This is a genomic window from Halalkaliarchaeum sp. AArc-CO, from assembly GCF_024972735.1.
Taxonomy (GTDB): domain Archaea; phylum Halobacteriota; class Halobacteria; order Halobacteriales; family Haloferacaceae; genus Halalkaliarchaeum.
Genome location: NZ_CP087723.1, coordinates 2,151,043 through 2,165,810, shown reverse-complemented (window position 1 = coordinate 2,165,810; position 14,768 = coordinate 2,151,043). Strand labels below are relative to the sequence as shown.

The 14,768-nt window shown below is 63.9% G+C and carries 14 protein-coding genes; 11 read left to right on the top strand and 3 right to left on the bottom strand.

Features of this window, described 5'->3' with window-relative positions:
- The first annotated feature begins 251 nt into the window (after window positions 1–251).
- The 4 genes from AArcCO_RS11500 to AArcCO_RS11485 are packed head-to-tail and all read left to right on the top strand — an operon-like array spanning window position 252 to window position 3,558.
- Window positions 252–1,202, top strand: coding sequence for a glycine betaine ABC transporter substrate-binding protein (locus tag AArcCO_RS11500; protein WP_259533632.1), 951 nt, complete (start codon window positions 252–254; stop codon window positions 1,200–1,202).
- A 3-nt stretch (window positions 1,203–1,205) separates the two neighbouring features.
- Window positions 1,206–1,916: an ABC transporter permease gene (locus tag AArcCO_RS11495; RefSeq protein WP_259533631.1), complete on the top strand. Its 711-nt coding sequence runs from the start codon at window positions 1,206–1,208 to the stop codon at window positions 1,914–1,916.
- Window positions 1,913–2,896: an ABC transporter ATP-binding protein gene (locus tag AArcCO_RS11490; RefSeq protein WP_259533630.1), complete on the top strand. Its 984-nt coding sequence runs from the start codon at window positions 1,913–1,915 to the stop codon at window positions 2,894–2,896. The genes AArcCO_RS11495 and AArcCO_RS11490 overlap by 4 nt, the downstream gene beginning before the upstream one ends.
- The gene (locus tag AArcCO_RS11485) at window positions 2,893–3,558 is read left to right on the top strand and encodes an ABC transporter permease (protein WP_259533629.1); all 666 of its coding nucleotides are present in this window, start codon (window positions 2,893–2,895) and stop codon (window positions 3,556–3,558) included. The genes AArcCO_RS11490 and AArcCO_RS11485 overlap by 4 nt, the downstream gene beginning before the upstream one ends.
- A gap of 34 nt (window positions 3,559–3,592) precedes the next feature.
- On the opposite strand, the gene AArcCO_RS11480 is transcribed toward AArcCO_RS11485, so the two are convergent.
- On the bottom strand, window positions 3,593–4,372 hold the full coding sequence (locus AArcCO_RS11480) for a carbon-nitrogen hydrolase family protein (protein ID WP_259533628.1): 780 nt from the start codon (window positions 4,370–4,372) through the stop codon (window positions 3,593–3,595).
- A 77-nt stretch (window positions 4,373–4,449) separates the two neighbouring features.
- Here AArcCO_RS11480 and AArcCO_RS11475 point away from each other — a divergent pair, with 77 nt between their 5' ends.
- From AArcCO_RS11475 to AArcCO_RS11465, 3 genes are all read left to right on the top strand, one after another.
- A complete protein-coding gene (locus AArcCO_RS11475) occupies window positions 4,450–5,904 on the top strand; it encodes a trimethylamine methyltransferase family protein (protein ID WP_259533626.1) in 1,455 nt (484 codons plus the stop codon).
- A 41-nt stretch (window positions 5,905–5,945) separates the two neighbouring features.
- On the top strand, window positions 5,946–6,647 hold the full coding sequence (locus AArcCO_RS11470) for a helix-turn-helix domain-containing protein (protein ID WP_259533624.1): 702 nt from the start codon (window positions 5,946–5,948) through the stop codon (window positions 6,645–6,647).
- Between the two features lie 95 nt (window positions 6,648–6,742).
- Window positions 6,743–7,198 carry a universal stress protein gene (locus AArcCO_RS11465; protein ID WP_259533623.1) on the top strand — a complete coding sequence of 152 codons (456 nt, stop codon included), beginning with the start codon at window positions 6,743–6,745 and terminating at the stop codon, window positions 7,196–7,198.
- Between the two features lie 403 nt (window positions 7,199–7,601).
- Here the strand turns inward: AArcCO_RS11465 and purL are convergent, their stop codons facing one another.
- Window positions 7,602–9,830: a phosphoribosylformylglycinamidine synthase subunit PurL gene (gene purL, locus AArcCO_RS11460; RefSeq protein ID WP_259533622.1), complete on the bottom strand. Its 2,229-nt coding sequence runs from the start codon at window positions 9,828–9,830 to the stop codon at window positions 7,602–7,604.
- A gap of 131 nt (window positions 9,831–9,961) precedes the next feature.
- Here purL and AArcCO_RS11455 point away from each other — a divergent pair, with 131 nt between their 5' ends.
- Window positions 9,962–10,660, top strand: a complete 699-nt coding sequence (locus AArcCO_RS11455) for a PHP domain-containing protein (RefSeq protein WP_259533621.1) — start codon at window positions 9,962–9,964, stop codon at window positions 10,658–10,660.
- 22 nt (window positions 10,661–10,682) lie between these two features.
- A complete protein-coding gene (locus tag AArcCO_RS11450; RefSeq protein ID WP_259533619.1) occupies window positions 10,683–11,915 on the top strand; it encodes an asparagine synthase C-terminal domain-containing protein in 1,233 nt (410 codons plus the stop codon).
- 30 nt (window positions 11,916–11,945) lie between these two features.
- On the opposite strand, the gene AArcCO_RS11445 is transcribed toward AArcCO_RS11450, so the two are convergent.
- The gene (locus tag AArcCO_RS11445; RefSeq protein WP_259533617.1) at window positions 11,946–12,977 is read right to left on the bottom strand and encodes an MBL fold metallo-hydrolase; all 1,032 of its coding nucleotides are present in this window, start codon (window positions 12,975–12,977) and stop codon (window positions 11,946–11,948) included.
- Window positions 12,978–13,467: 490 nt separating this feature from the next.
- On the opposite strand from AArcCO_RS11445, the gene AArcCO_RS11440 reads away from it, so the two are divergent.
- The gene (locus AArcCO_RS11440; RefSeq protein ID WP_259533616.1) at window positions 13,468–13,941 is read left to right on the top strand and encodes a pentapeptide repeat-containing protein; all 474 of its coding nucleotides are present in this window, start codon (window positions 13,468–13,470) and stop codon (window positions 13,939–13,941) included.
- A 22-nt stretch (window positions 13,942–13,963) separates the two neighbouring features.
- Window positions 13,964–14,488, top strand: a complete 525-nt coding sequence (locus AArcCO_RS11435; protein ID WP_259533615.1) for a hypothetical protein — start codon at window positions 13,964–13,966, stop codon at window positions 14,486–14,488.
- Window positions 14,489–14,768 lie beyond the last annotated feature (280 nt).

Here is a 14,768-nt window from a genome sequence, read left to right as displayed (position 1 = left end):
GGGGAAATACGGTCGACGACGAGGGAGGGCGCACCGCGTATAAACCGTTGAGATGTTCGACCTGGTACTATTGGGGTTGACGGACAATCTCGCGATCGTCGATCGAACGCCCGGACCGTGACAGTCGCTGATGCCCGGTCGGTTTCGGGTCGTTCGCGTGGAACACCCCGGTCGCCGAACCTGCCCTTATTAAACCTATCTCTCATATTGAACAATTTTTAAATATGATGGTTATGTAACCCCGTATTGCAATGGCATCACACACGTCGAGACGGAGCTTCATCAAACAGTCGGGTGCGGTCGCCAGCGTCGCCGCGTTCGGGGGGATCGCCGGCTGTCTCGGGGACGATGACTCCGTGGCGATCAGTTCGAAGCGGTTCACAGAACAGCGCGTCCTCGGATATCTCGCGTACGAGCTTCTCGGAGAGAACCTGGACGTCGAGGTCGAAGACGAAACTGGGCTCGGAGGGACTGTTCCGAACTTCGAGGCGCTTCGAGAGAACGAGGTGGACCTGTACTGGGAGTACACGGGGACGGCCTGGCTCACGCTCCCACCACAGCAGGAGGAGGTTATCGCCGATCCGGAGGAACTCCACCAGGAGGTTCAAGAGGAGTTCGAGGCGGAGCACGGCATCGCCGTTCTCGAACGGTCGCCACTCAACAACACGTACGTGATCACGGCGCGTCCGGGGTGGTACGAGGAAACCGGGATCGACACCCTGAGTGAACTCGCCGCGTACGCCAACGACGGCAACGCCGCAGACCTCGATCCCGTGTTGGGTCCGGAGTTTCAGGAACGCGACGACGGGTGGGCGGGGCTGCTCGAGTATTACGACTTCGAGGAAGACGCGATCGAAACCGTCAATGACCACGTCCAGACGGTTGACGAGGACATCGTGTATCAGGCCCTGGACCAAAACGAGGGGAACGTCGGGATGGGGTTCAACACCGATCCCCGCATCCTGATGTTCGATCTCCACGTGTTCGAGGACGACGAGCTGTTCTTCCCGACGTACAACGCTGTTCCGATGGTCCACGGGGAGACACTCGAGGCAAACCCGGAGATCGCGGATCTCCTCAATGACCTCTCGCCGGAGCTCACGAACGAACGGATCAGGGAACTGAACGCGGAGGTCGCGATCGAAGAGCGCAACGCACAGAACGTCGCTCGGGAGTTCCTCGAGGAAGAAGGGTACATCTAACCGATGTTTACGTCGGTACTGCACGGCGTCTTCGTCGCCTACCTGGAGTTCCTCGTCGAGAACTCCGATCGCCTGACAGTGGCGACGATCGAACACATCGAAATAATCGTCTTCGCCATCGCGATGGCAGTCCCGATTGGGGTCACACTCGGATTCCTCATCACGTACGACCGCCGACTCGCCACCGTGGTCATCTGGCTCGCCGGCATCATGATGACGATCCCGAGCATCGCCCTGTTCGGGCTGTTGATCCCGTACTTCGGGATCGGATCGCGACCGGTCATCGTCGCGCTCGTCCTCTACTCGCAGCTGCCGGTCATCCGGAACACGTACGTCGGGCTCAACGACGTCGATCCGGCGGCGCTCGAAGCCGGGAAAGCGATGGGTATGACGACGCCACAGCTGCTCAGGAAAGTGCAGCTGCCGATCGCGCTGCCGGTCATCATGGCCGGCGTCCGGAACGCCGTCGTCATCCTCATCGGGATCGCGGCGATCGGGGCGTTCGTCGGGGCCGGCGGGCTCGGGGACCTCATCTTTGACGGGATTTCCTACGCCCACACCGAGATGATCGTCGTCACCACGGTCGTCCTGTCGCTTCTCGCGTTGGCGTTCGACTACGCGTTCGGGGTTAGCGAGCAGATCTTCCGTCTCAACAACGGCGAAGAGATCGAACCATCGGTGGCTACCCGATTCATTCAGCGAGCCCTATCATGATTACGTTCGAAAACGTCACCAAGGAGTATCCCGACGGGACAGTCGCCATCGAAGACATCACGTTTACGGTCGAAGAGGGGACGACGACAGTCCTCGTCGGGCCGTCCGGCTGTGGGAAGACGACGACGATGAAGCTCGTCAACCGGCTGGAGGACCCGACGGAGGGGACAGTGTACCGGGACGAGACTCCGCTTTCGGAGTTCGACCCGATCGATCTCCGGCGAAACACCGGCTACGTCATCCAGGAGATCGGGCTGTTCGATCACATGTCGGTCGAAGACAACATCGCCACCGTCCCACGACTCACTGGATGGGACGAGTCCGAGATCGAAGATCGGGTGGCCGAACTTCTGGATCTTATGGACATGCCGCCAGGGGAGTACCGCCACCAGTATCCGACGGAACTCTCGGGAGGACAGCGCCAGCGGGTCGGCGTCGCTCGCGCGCTCGCGTCCGACCCGGACGTGTTGCTCATGGACGAGCCGTTCGGTGCACTCGACCCGATCACGCGGGAGAACCTCCAGGACGAGTTCCTCTCGATCCAGGAGGAGCTGGAGACCACCATCCTGTTTGTCACCCACAGCATCGACGAGGCGCTGAAGATGGGCGACCGGATCGCGATCTTCGACGTCGGGGAAGTCGTCCAGTACGACACACCACAGGAGATCCTCGACAACCCGAAAAACGAGTTCGTCGAGAACTTCATCGGTTCGGACCGTCCACTCAAGAAGTTGAGCGTCACGCGGGTTCGCGAGATCATGTCTTCCGACGGGGACATCCAGTCTGCGGAGGTCGACACTAGTGTGGATGGGGAAGGGAGGATGGCTGTCGCCCCGGATGACACTGCACTCGCCGCGCTGTCGAAACTCGTCGAAAGCGGGCGGGATCAGCTTCCAGTCCACGAAGAGGATACTGTCGTGGGTACGGTTTCCTGGGAGAACGTGTACAGTATTCAGGGCGACGCCCGTGATCGGGTATGAGCACGTTCGTCGAAAGCCTCTATTACCTCGTAGAGAACGTCGACGAGGTGCTGTTTCTGCTCCGCCAGCATCTCGCGCTGGTCGCGTTGGCGGAGGGGGCAGCACTCGCGTTCGCTCTCCCGATGTCGATTTTTGCAGTGCGCAACGACCGATTCCGGTCGATCCTCCTCGGGTTCGGCAACACCGCACAGACTGTCCCGACGCTCGCTATCCTGGCGCTGGTGTTGCCGTTTCTCGGGCTCGGCTTCTGGCCGTCGATCGTCGGGCTGTGGGCGTACGCCATCCTTCCGATCATCATCAACACGATCAAAGGTGTCGAAAACGTCGACGAGAACACGATCGAGGCGGCTCGCGGCATGGGGATGACCGACTGGGAGATCCTCAGGTCGGTTCAGTTGCCATTGGCATTACCAGTCATCTTTGCGGGGATACGTACCAGCATCGTGCTCACCATCGGTACCGCCTACCTCGCCGTTTTCATCGGCGGTGGAGGACTCGGACTGATGGTGGTAAACGGCATCCAGACCTACGACATGGCACGGGTGATGGCCGGCGCTATTCCGGGGGCGCTGCTGGCGATCAGCGCCGATCTCGTGCTGGCTCGCATCGAAGGACATCTCGGCGGTGAAGGCGGCGTCAGGGACGCGTCCGTCGCGACCTGACTGCTCCCGATTCGGTCACCGCCGTCGTCGACTGTTACTCCTTCTCTCGGCGGGTTTCTGCGACCGGGTTCCGTTCTCGGGCGCGTTCGAGCTCCGTCCCCATTATCTGGGCGACTGCAGCGCCTTCCTCCGGTCCGGTCTCCTCGACGATGCTCCCGTCGGGGCCAGCGATCAGCGAGTGCCCCGCGTGATCTCGGCCGCGCTGGGTCCCGGTGTGGTTCGAGGCGACCACATAACAGTTCCCGTCGAACGCTCTCGCCCGGGCGAGCAGCTGCCAGTCGTCGAGGTACTCCGTCCGCCAGGCTGCACTCACCGCGAGCAGGTCACAGCCTGCGTGTGCGTACGGGAGCTCGGCCTCCGGAAAGTTGAGATCATAACACGTCAGATACCCCAGCGTTCCGGCGGGGGTCTCCGTCACGAGCGGTTCCTCGCCGACCGAGAAGACGGTCGCTTCCTCGCCCCACAGGAACCGTTTCCGATACACCCCCTCGACGCCGTCCGGAGTAACGTACGCGAGTGAATTGTACACCGTCTCCTCGGAGTTTCTGCTACGTTCGGGAACGCCGACTACCATCGACGTGTCGTGTGATGCGGCGATCTCGACGAGCGGCTTCGTGAGGGGCCCCGGTACCGGCGCTGCGATCTCCCGTGCGGTGTCGAGATCATACCCCGAAACACAGAGTTCGGGAAAGACGGAAAGCGTCACGTCCCCGGGGAGCACCTCTATGGCACTTGCAACGCGGTTTCGGTTTGCGTCGACGTCGCCGACGACAGGCTCGAACCCGCAGGCTGCAACGCGCGGTGGAGTCGTCATGATTTCACATTCGAGCCCCCGGCAAAAACGGTTTCTCCGGAGAAACAGTTATACGGTGTGGCTCGTAGTGCTAGACAATGACGCACCAGTTGACGACGGAGGACGTTCCACGCCATCATCGACTGTCAGATGATGGGGTAAAAGAGATACACAACAAATCAATTACTATTCTCGAGGAGACCGGAATCGAGGTCTCGCACGGAGAGATCCGGGAGCTGTTAGCGGACGCCGGCTGTGACGTCGACGGGGAGATAGTTCGGTTCCCACGGGAACTCGTAGAAGAGTCGGTCGACCGGGCGCCGTCGTCGTTCACGCTCCACGGGAGGGGGGACGATCGCGAGGTGGAAGTCGGGGGAGACGACCGTGTGATCCTGCCTGCCGGGAGCGCGCCCAACGTCGTCAAATACGACGAAGACAGGCGACCGTCGACGATCGACGACTACGAGGAGCTGTTGAAGCTGGCTCACATGGCGGAGGTGACCGACCTCAGCGGCGGGATGCTCTGTGAGCCAAACGACGTCGACCAGTCTGTAAAGCATCTCGAGACAATAAAAAGACATATACTGTATTCTGACAAACCGTTCAAAGGATCCTCGTGGGGTGCCGACCGAGCCAGGGCGTCGATCGAGATGGCAGGCATCGCCAACGAGGATCCCGACGTCGAACGGCCGTATCTCATTACCGTCGTGAACAGCGTCTCCCCGCGGATGTGGGACACGAAGATGTGTGAAGGGCTCTACGAGTACGCCAGCCACGAACAGCCGGTGATCCTCGCTCCGGCGGTGATGGCGGCAGCGTCCGGTCCGGCGACCCTGCCGGGTGCGATGGCGCTTGCGAACGCGGAGATCCTCTCGGGGGTGACGATCGCACAGCAGATCTCCCCGGGAACGCCCGTCGTCTACGGGCTCCCGAGTTCGAACGTGGACGTCCGGTACGGCGCGTTCAGCATCGGCAGCCCGGAGGGTGCACTGTTCGTCTCCTTTGCCGGGCAGATGGCGGATCACTACGGCGTCCCTTCTCGGGCCGGCGGCGGCCTCACCGACTCGAAGACGCTGGATGACCAGGCCGGCACCGAAGCGATGTTCCAGCTGTCGACGACGTTTTTCAGCGGAATCGACTTCGTCTACCACGGTGCGGGCATCCTCGACTCCTACTCGACGGTCTCGCCGGAGAAGTTCGTGCTCGACTGTGACCGGATTCGGTATCTAACGCGGTACGAGGAGGGGTACGAGATCACCGACGACTCGTTCGCGCTGGATCTCATCGAGGAGGTGGAGCCGGGCGGTCACTTCCTCAACAAGCGTCACACGCTCACACACTCCCGCTCGGAGTTTCTCATTCCCGAGGTGTACGACCGGAAGTCGTACGACACCTGGGCGGAGAACGGAAAGAAAAGCTCCTACGAACGCGCCCACGAACGGGTCGGCGAGCTGCTTGCGGAGTACGAACGCCCGACGATCGATTCCGACGTCCAATCGGAGCTGCTTGCGTACGTCGACGAGAAGCGAACCGAGATCCTCGAGGGCGAATGACTGTATTCCACACATCGCCGGCCGGCTGATCAACTCCGACTATGCTCACAGCCGAACTCTCCGTGCGGTACACCGGAAACTGGACCGAAGAGCTTGCCGACTACGACGCGTTCGGGGAGTTCCTCGCGTCGACGTTTCGGAACCGAGAGTACATCGGGTTGTTCTCTTTGGAATCCTCACAGCTGTCCGAGGCGGTTTCAGTGATCCGGAACCACCGGCGAACGTCGGCTGTGGACGTGATCGAACGGTACACTCCCGGCACCGGGGAACGGTCGGTTGCAACCCTGTTCATCCGCAGCGAACTGGGGGAGTTCACGCCGCTTCAGAGTCTGCTTTACGAGGGATTCCTTCCAGTGGGACCGACTGTTCTCGAGGGGGGGAGAGAACGGTTCACCCTGCTCGTTTCTGACCGTGAGGAACTGTCTAACGCGGTCGAACTGCTCGAGGAATTCGGGGACGTGACCCTCGAGAGGGTCTCCGAAGAGTTCTCTCGGGAGGTCACACCGAGCGCTGCCGGGTGGCAGGAGCTACTCGGCTCGGTCCCGCCCCGCCGTCTCGAGGTGCTCAACACCGCCGTCGAGGGCGGATACTACGAGATCCCGCGGGGGGTAACGCTCGAAGAGATCGCCGAGGAAGCCGGGATCACCAAGACCACCGCATCGAATCACCTCAGAAAGGCCGAACGACAGATGGTATCGTTCCTGCTTCCGTATCTCAATCTGGCTGCGGACGGCCCGCGTTGAGTCTCTGTCTCTTTTTGGTTTTCCCGACTCCCGATAAAAACGGTTCGCTATGTTCGGGGACACGACCTTACCGCTGTCGGCCGAACGTACACCCGATGAACACGGTCTACATTTCCGTTCCGGGCCATCCGAACTGGGCCCGTGACGTCGCAGACATCGCGCTCGACATCGAACCGTCCGAGGAGACCGAAGTTGTCATCCTCTACGTGTTCGAGGGTGACGACCTCGAATCGACCCGTGCGAACCTGAACATCCCGGAGTCGGAGGCGCCGTACTCTCTCGACGAACTCGCAACTCGCAAGTCCGGCGTGAAAGCGATCGAGTCCGCCATCGAGGACAGTCCGGTTGTGACCCGCGTACGGGGGATAAAAGCGGGGAACAAACCCGGAAAGGAAATCGCCTCACTCGCAGCGAAGGACAGCGCCGATCGGATCTACCTCTTCAGCCGTCAGCGGAGCCCGGCCGGCAAAGCCGTGTTCGGGAGCCGCCCCGGCGAAGTGCTTTCACACGCCAGCTGCCCCGTCGTGGTCGTTCCCTTCAACGGGCGATAGACCGACGCGGTCGTTCCCTTCAACGGACGATAGACCGACGCGGTCGGTAGCCCTTCGATTCCTTCGGCCGTATGGTGGGGAAACGTAGTATACTAATAAATACACGATTTGTTAAGTGTGGGGAATATTATACTATGTGGGTGCGATCACTTTTCAAGAATTCAAACGTCCGTATGACGGCTTATCGTATCTTATATACGTTTTCGGCAGCGGCAGGTCCGTTTCGATCTATTTCTCCATCTGCTGTACAAACCGGTTAAAATCTGTGAGCGGGAACTTCTCTGGACAACCGGCGCAACTGCTCTTCGGTGGTTCCTTCCTCACACATATGTGTCTTATAACGTACTATTATGCAGAGATATCACTTTCTTCTTCGTCGGCTGTCTTCCGTATTCAAATTTTCCTACTCCAGTTCCCGTTCGATGACTGCCCGCTTTTCGGCGATCTCGCCGGCGGAGAGTTCGATCGTTTCCCCGTCCACGGACAGCGAGAAGCGACCGTCGTCGGTACACGCCCCCAGCGACTCCACCGGAACGGCGTCCCCGACAGCGTCCCGGACTGCGTTCGGGTCGGTCGTCTCGACGACGAGCCGTCCGGGCGTCTCCTCGAACGCCGCGATCCGATCCGGAAGCGAGACGTCGACGCCCGCCTCTTCGGTCACCATCTCCGCGAGCGTGACGACGAGTCCGCCGTGGCTCACGTCGTGGGCCGCCACCGTCGACTCCAGGGACGCGACCCACGCCAGCGAATCCACGGCGGCGGCCGGATCCGCCGGTAGCGTCGGGAACCGATCGCTCCCGCCACACCGGACGAGATACTCGGAGCCGCCGAGGCAGTCGGACCCCTCGCCGACGACGAGCAGCTCCGTGTCCGTCCGACCCGATAGTTCGATTCCGGGAGCGTCGTAGCCGCGTTTCGTTCCGATCACCGCGAGCGTCGGCGTCGGGGGCACCGGACCTGCTGTCGAGTCGTTGTACAGTGAGACGTTGCCGCCGACGACCGGCACGTCGAGCCCGGCACAGGCGTCGGCGAGTCCGTCGACGACCGCGGCGAACGCGCCGTACACGTCCGGTTTTTCGGGATTGCCGCCGTTCAGGCAGTCAACCGCCGCGAGGGGCCGGGCGCCGACAGCCGCGAGGTTTGCGGCGTTCTCGATGGCGATCGCCCGGGCACCGTCGTACGGCGCCACGCTCGTCCAGTTGGGGTTGGCGCCCGCCGAGATCGCGAGCCCCACGCCGTCGCCGACGTTCGCCTCGGGTTCGGGGGCGAGTTCCCTGAGTGCGAGCACCGCCGCGTCCGCGCCGGGCCCCACTGCCGTTCGGACGCCGACCTCGTGGTCGTACTGTCGGTACACCCACCGCTTGCTTGCGGTCGTCGGGCTCGAAACGACTGCTTCGACTGCCGCCTCCAGCGAGACGTCCGGAAGCTCCTGGGAGGGTGTTTCGGGCTCGGTCATCGGGAGGTCGTTCATCGGAGCGCCGTCGGCGAGGAACTCTGCCGGCACGTCGACGACGGTGTCCCGCGTTGCGTCCTCGTCCTCGCTGCCCGCTTCGTCGGCGAACGTGCACACGTAGTTCCCGTCGGTCACCTCCCCGATGACCGAACAGCCCAGATCGAACCGCTCGGCGAGCTCGCGCACCCGCCCGACGTCTTCGGGGCGGACCTCGTAGCACATCCGCTCTTGGGACTCGGCGAGCAGGATCTCGAGGGGTCGCATGTTCGGCTCCCGCTGGTGGACCCGTTCGAGCTGGATGTGGGCGCCGAGTTCCCCCTTTGCAACCATCTCCGAGGAGGCGCCGCCCAGCCCCGCCGCGCCCAAGTCGCGGGCCGAGATGACGAGCTCCTCCTCGATGAGTTCCTCGTTGCATTCGATGAGCCGCTTTTCGGCGTACGGATCCCCGACCTGCACCGCGGGGCGATCCTCCGTCTGTGCGTCCTCTCCGAGGTCTTCGGAGGCGAACGACGCCCCGCCGAGCCCGTCGCGGCCGGTTGCGTTCCCCACCAGAACGAGCGCGTTTCCCGGCTGTTGCGCCTCTGCGGTGACAACCCGGTCGGCGTCGGTCAGGCCGACGCAGGCGACGTTGACGAGCGGGTTCCCCTCGTAGCCGTCGTGAAAGTCGACGCTGCCGGCGACCGTCGGGACGCCGATACAGTTTCCGTAGTGGCTGATCCCCTCGACGACGCCTTCGAAGAGATATCGGGAGTGGTCTCGATCGAACGAGCCGAAGTAGAGGCTGTCCGCCAGCGCGATCGGATACGCCCCCATACTCATCGTGTCGCGGACGATCCCGCCGACCCCGGTCGCGGCGCCGTCGAACGGATCGACGTAGGAGGGGTGGTTGTGGCTCTCGATGCCGAACGTGAGGTACGTGTCCGTGTAGTCGTGCTCGTCCCGCTCGCCCGGGGGAAGACGGGACGCCTCCGGCTTCGGCACCGCGACGACTGCGGCGTCGTCTCCCGGGCCGACGACTACTTGCGGTCCCTCGCTTTCGAACGCGCCCAGGAGCGGTCGGGAGGAGCGATACGCGCAGTGTTCGCTCCAGAGGTTCTCGAAAAGCGCCGCCTCGACAGGTGTCGGCTCCCGGTCGAGTTCGGCGGTGATGCGCTCGTGATCCGAATCGGAGAGACTCATCCACTTATATGGTCAGATAGAGCGGATTAATGCTTTTCTATATGCACGAACGTGGTGTCCCTCGACGCAGGGACGACGGATCGGCAGATGCTACCGTGATCCTTTTTAAGTCCACACTCGTAGCTGCGGCCGTGTTATCGGTCGAGTTACACGCGCACTCGTCGCTGTCTCACGACGGGCGGGATCCGGTGGAACTCCTCCTCGGGCAGGCGGCGGCCGTCGGACTCGACGCGCTCGCCGTCACCGACCACGACGAAATCGACGCGAGCCTCGAGGCCGCCGAGCTGGCGCCGGAGTACGGGCTCGTCGGTATTCCGGCCATGGAGGTTACCTGCGCGGTGGGCCACGTCCTCGCGCTGGGTGTCGAGGAGCTCGTTCCCGCGGGGCTCCCGTACGACGAGACGCTCGACCGGATCCGAAAACAGGGCGGGATCGCCGTGATTCCCCACCCGTTTCAGAAGTCGCGTCACGGGGTCGCCCCCCACGTCACCGACGACCAGCTCGCGAGCGCCGACGCGATCGAGGTGTACAACTCCCGGCTGCTCACCGGCCGGGCCAACCGGAAGGCCGAACGCTTCGCCCGGGCTCGCGGGCTTTCGATGACTGCCGGCAGCGACGCGCACATCTCCGAGATGGTCGGTCAGGCGGTCACCGACGTCGATGCCGACGCCCGAACCTCCGGGGCGATCCTCGAGGCGATCGCGGCGGGACGAACGAGCGTCGTCGGGAAGCGCACACCCTGGCACATCAGCTTCCGGCAGGCAGCAGGCGGGGCGAAGCGTCGGATTTACCGTCGGGTGGACGAACTGCTCGAGACCGCACGCGGGTGATCCGGATGGGTGCTGTTCTGCCGTGACACGACCCGACGTCTGTGGTGCGGATCCGTCGATCGTTCGGCGAGCCATCGCGGATCGCGAGCCGCTTCCCGGATCCCGTTCCGGGTATCCGGCGTCGCTTGCGGGCTTTGCGGGGCGGCTCGATGGAACCCTGTTCCGGGACGTTCTCGGCCGCGAACCGCTGTTCCTGGAGGGGCAGACGACCTCGGAGACGTCGGGGACAGACGGATCGGACACTGGCCCGCCTGCCGTCGACTGGGCGTTCGAGCCGGGACCGCTGGACGACCCGGTGTTGTTCCCCGCCGGTGTCACGTGGTCGCCGGAACGCGACGGGGGATGGGCGAACCGGACACGGCGATGGCGCCTCCCGAGGCCGTCGCCGGAGGCGTCCGGTGCCGCACTCGACCGGCTTCGAGGGGCGCTGGCTCCCGCACTCGGGATCGAGCGGCCCGACGGTGAGGGATCGAACCGGAAAGAGTCGTCTTCGGACGACGTCGCCGTCGCCTTCTCGGGCGGGGTCGACTCGGCGCTCGTGGCGGCGGGCCACCCGGACGCCCCGCTGTATGTCGTCGGGTTCGAGGGATGTCACGACGTCGCCGCTGCGCGGGAGGCGGCTGACGCCATGGGCCGGTCGGGGGACCTGCGAGTGATCGAACTCACACACGAAACGCTCCGGCGTGCGGTCCCCCGCGTCGTCTCCGCGACTGGGCGGACGAACGCGATGGACGTCGCCATAGCGATCCCGCTTTCGATCGTCGCCGAACGCGCGGCGGCCGACGGCTACGGGACGCTCGCGGTCGGCCAGGGGGCCGACGAGCTGTTCGGCGGCTACGCGAAGGTCGTCGACCCGGCCGACGATCACCGGGTCGAGGCGGAGTCGGTTCGGGGGGCGGTCCGGGAGGTGATCGCGACGCTGCCCGAGCAGCTGGCCCGGGACGTAACGGCGATCCGGGCGGCCGGCGCCGACGTCGCCGCCCCGTTCCTCCAGGACCGGGTTGTCGAGGCGGCGCTCCGATTGCCCGCGGAGCTGCTCGTCGATGACGGGATCCGGAAGGTTGCACTCCGCCGATTCGCCGACGAAACCGACGTCGTCCCGCGATCGGTCTGGACTGCAGAGAAGAAGGCGCTCCAGTACGGGACCTACGTCTCCCGGGAGCTGGATCGACTCGCGAGGCGGGCCGGATTCAAGCGGCGCATGGATCGCCACGTCGACCGATACGTCGAGTCGCTCCTCGAGGGCAGGGCGTAGCCTCGGTCGTCGCTCCAGATGTCGTACTCCTCAAAGGTTCGATCGTCGCGCGGGCGCCGGAAACAGTGCGTCGACGTCGGGTGACTCCTCACACAGCGCGTACACTCCGTCGTCGTCCCGGTCGACGACGCCGCCCCGCTGGAGGTGATCGAGGTGAGCGGAGGCCTCCCCGGGCCCATGGAGGATGTGGATGTTCTCGAGGTCGCCGAACAGCCGCGCCGACACCGTCCAGACGTCGGCCGGGCCCTCCTCTCGGAGGCTGTCGACGACTCGCTGCGTCCGGCGGCGGTGGTGTTCGAGGATCGTCGCCGCACGGGCGGGGGGATCGTCGATCGGGTATCGGTGCCCCGGCCACGCCCGGTTCCAGCCCCGCTCGACGATCGAAACCAGGCTCTCGACGTACGTTCCGAGCGGATCCTCGACGCGCGTGTCGGCACCGCCGACGTTCGGGGTGTACTCCGGCAGGATCACGTCGCCGACGAACGCCTCGCGTTCCGGGAGGCGATCGGCACGTTCCGACAGTCGATCCTCCTCGGCCTCGAACTCGTAGGCCACGCTTCCGGCCGTATGCCCCGGAAGGTGGACCACCGAAAGCTCCGTTCCGTTCACCACGAACGTCTCCCCGTCGGAGATCGGTGTGGTGTCGACCGGCTCGCCGCGGAGGTCCTCCATCACGTTTCCGAGAAACGCCTGGAGCTCCGCTCTCGGCTCTTCTGGGATCCCCCAGTCGTCGAACTGGGCTCGCTGTGCCGCGGGATCCTCGAGCAGCGATCGCTGACTGCCGTCGATCAGCGGCGCGTCGGCCTCGTGGATCCGGACGGTCGCGCCGGACGCCGCCTGGATCTCGCCCGCGAGCCCGGAGTGGTCCGGGTGCCAGTGAGTGAGGAAGATCTCGTCGACGTCGCCAAACGAGATGCCCAGCTCCGCCAACCCCGACTGCAGTTCCTCCCGCACGGACGGCAGCGAGACGCCCGTGTCGATCAACGCCGTGGTATCGCCGTCGAACAGGTAGACGTCGTTTTCGCCCTCGAACACCGTGTTTCCGAGCTGTATTCGCTGCACGTTTTCGGATCGGACGGGAACGAATATGAACGTACGGAAAGCCCGGGCGGATCCCTCGTGGATTTCAGTACTGATATTTAGAGAGTCACGTTGAAACGGGGCGGCTCGCTATTCGATTGCAGACAATGTCGGCGGACTTCTACGATCTGCTGGAGGTGGACGAGGACGCCGACGACGAGGAGTTGAAACGCGCGTACCGACGGGCAGTCCGCCGATACCACCCCGACGTCAACGACAGGGAGAACGCGGACGCACAGTTCAAGGTCGTAAAACGCGCCTACGAGACGCTCTCGAATCCGAAAGAGCGGGCACGCTACGACCGGCTCGGTCATCGATCGTACGTCCGAGAACAGCTCGGCGGGCTTCCAACCACGGTCGTGTCGACGGTCGACGACGGGTCGGACAGTTCGGACTCTTCGGGAACGGATCCGACGCCCGCTGCGACCGAGACGACCGCACGATCTGCCGGATCGTCCGGCGGCGCCGGCCGATGGGACGGTTCCGCCTCGAGCGGGACAAACTCGGCAGGGAGCAGCACGGGCCGAAGCGGTTCGAGGGAGGAATCGCGCTCTTCGACCGGCAGCGGTACAACCTCCAGCGGTGCAACCTCCAGCGGTGCAACCTCCAGCGGTGCAACCTCCAGCGGTGCAACCTCCAGCGGTGCAACCTCCAGTGGCGCCACGTCGACGGGTTCGGGTACCGGTCGGTCGACGGCGACGGGTTCGACGGCGACGGGTTCGACGGCGACGGGTTCGACGGCGACGGGTTCGACGGCGACAGACACCACTGCTGGGAGAACCACCTCTGGGTCGAGCGCTGCCGAAAACAGTTCTACTACCGGAACCGCGACGGGAACGTCCGGTTCGGCGTCATCGAAGGCGGAAGGGAGTTCGACGGGCGTCGGTACGACCGACCCGCGAACGAACGGAACGACGACTGCATCGGAGCAGGGTGCCGCCGATGAGGATCCGTCGACGACGACCGACGTGCGCGAGAGTACCGGCGTCGACGCTCATCGGGTAGGCCTCCGCCGCGGGTTGTACGCGTCACTCGTCGGGCTCGTTGTCTATCTCGCGGGGCTTTCCGCGTATCTCTCCGCCAACGCGGGCACTCTCGCCACGCTGGCCGACGAGGTGTCAGCTACACCCCAGGAGACGGTGTTCGCGAGCGCCGGCTTCATTGATCCGATCGTGTACGTTCTGGCGTCACCGGACGCTGTCACCGGGATCGCGTTCGCGGTCGGGGTCGTTCTCCTTCCGGTGACAGTCGGTACTACGGTTCTTCGGTTCGGTCGTGGTGCCGCTCGCCTGTACGGGGTCGCAGCACTCTTGCCCGCGGTGTGGCTCCTGCTCGCGAGCGATCTCCCGTTCGCGGTGGCGGGCGTCCCCGTGCCCGGGGTGTTGGCCGAGGGCGTCCCGGTCGCGGTGACGGCGCTTTTGCTCGTCGTGATTCCGGTCGGGGCGGTCGTCGCCTTCCTCGTCGACGTTGGGAGATATCTCCGGGCCGGATAGCAGTAGGACTCGACTGCGTTCGTCGTGACACGGATCCTCCCGACCGGACGGCCGGGAGGGCGACCTGAAACGGTCGATTGACTGACCAAGCCACTGGAGCACTAGTCCGTGTCGGCGCGACTGTTTCGCGCCATTCGTGTCGTAGGACGATATTAAGTTTATCTCTTCTTTCGTGCCAACATTCACCGGCGGTTGCTAATAATCTGTTCGAATATTACTTTATTTGGATAAAACCCGAACGAACGACTACTAATAAGTGTTCAAAATCGATGTCGATGAA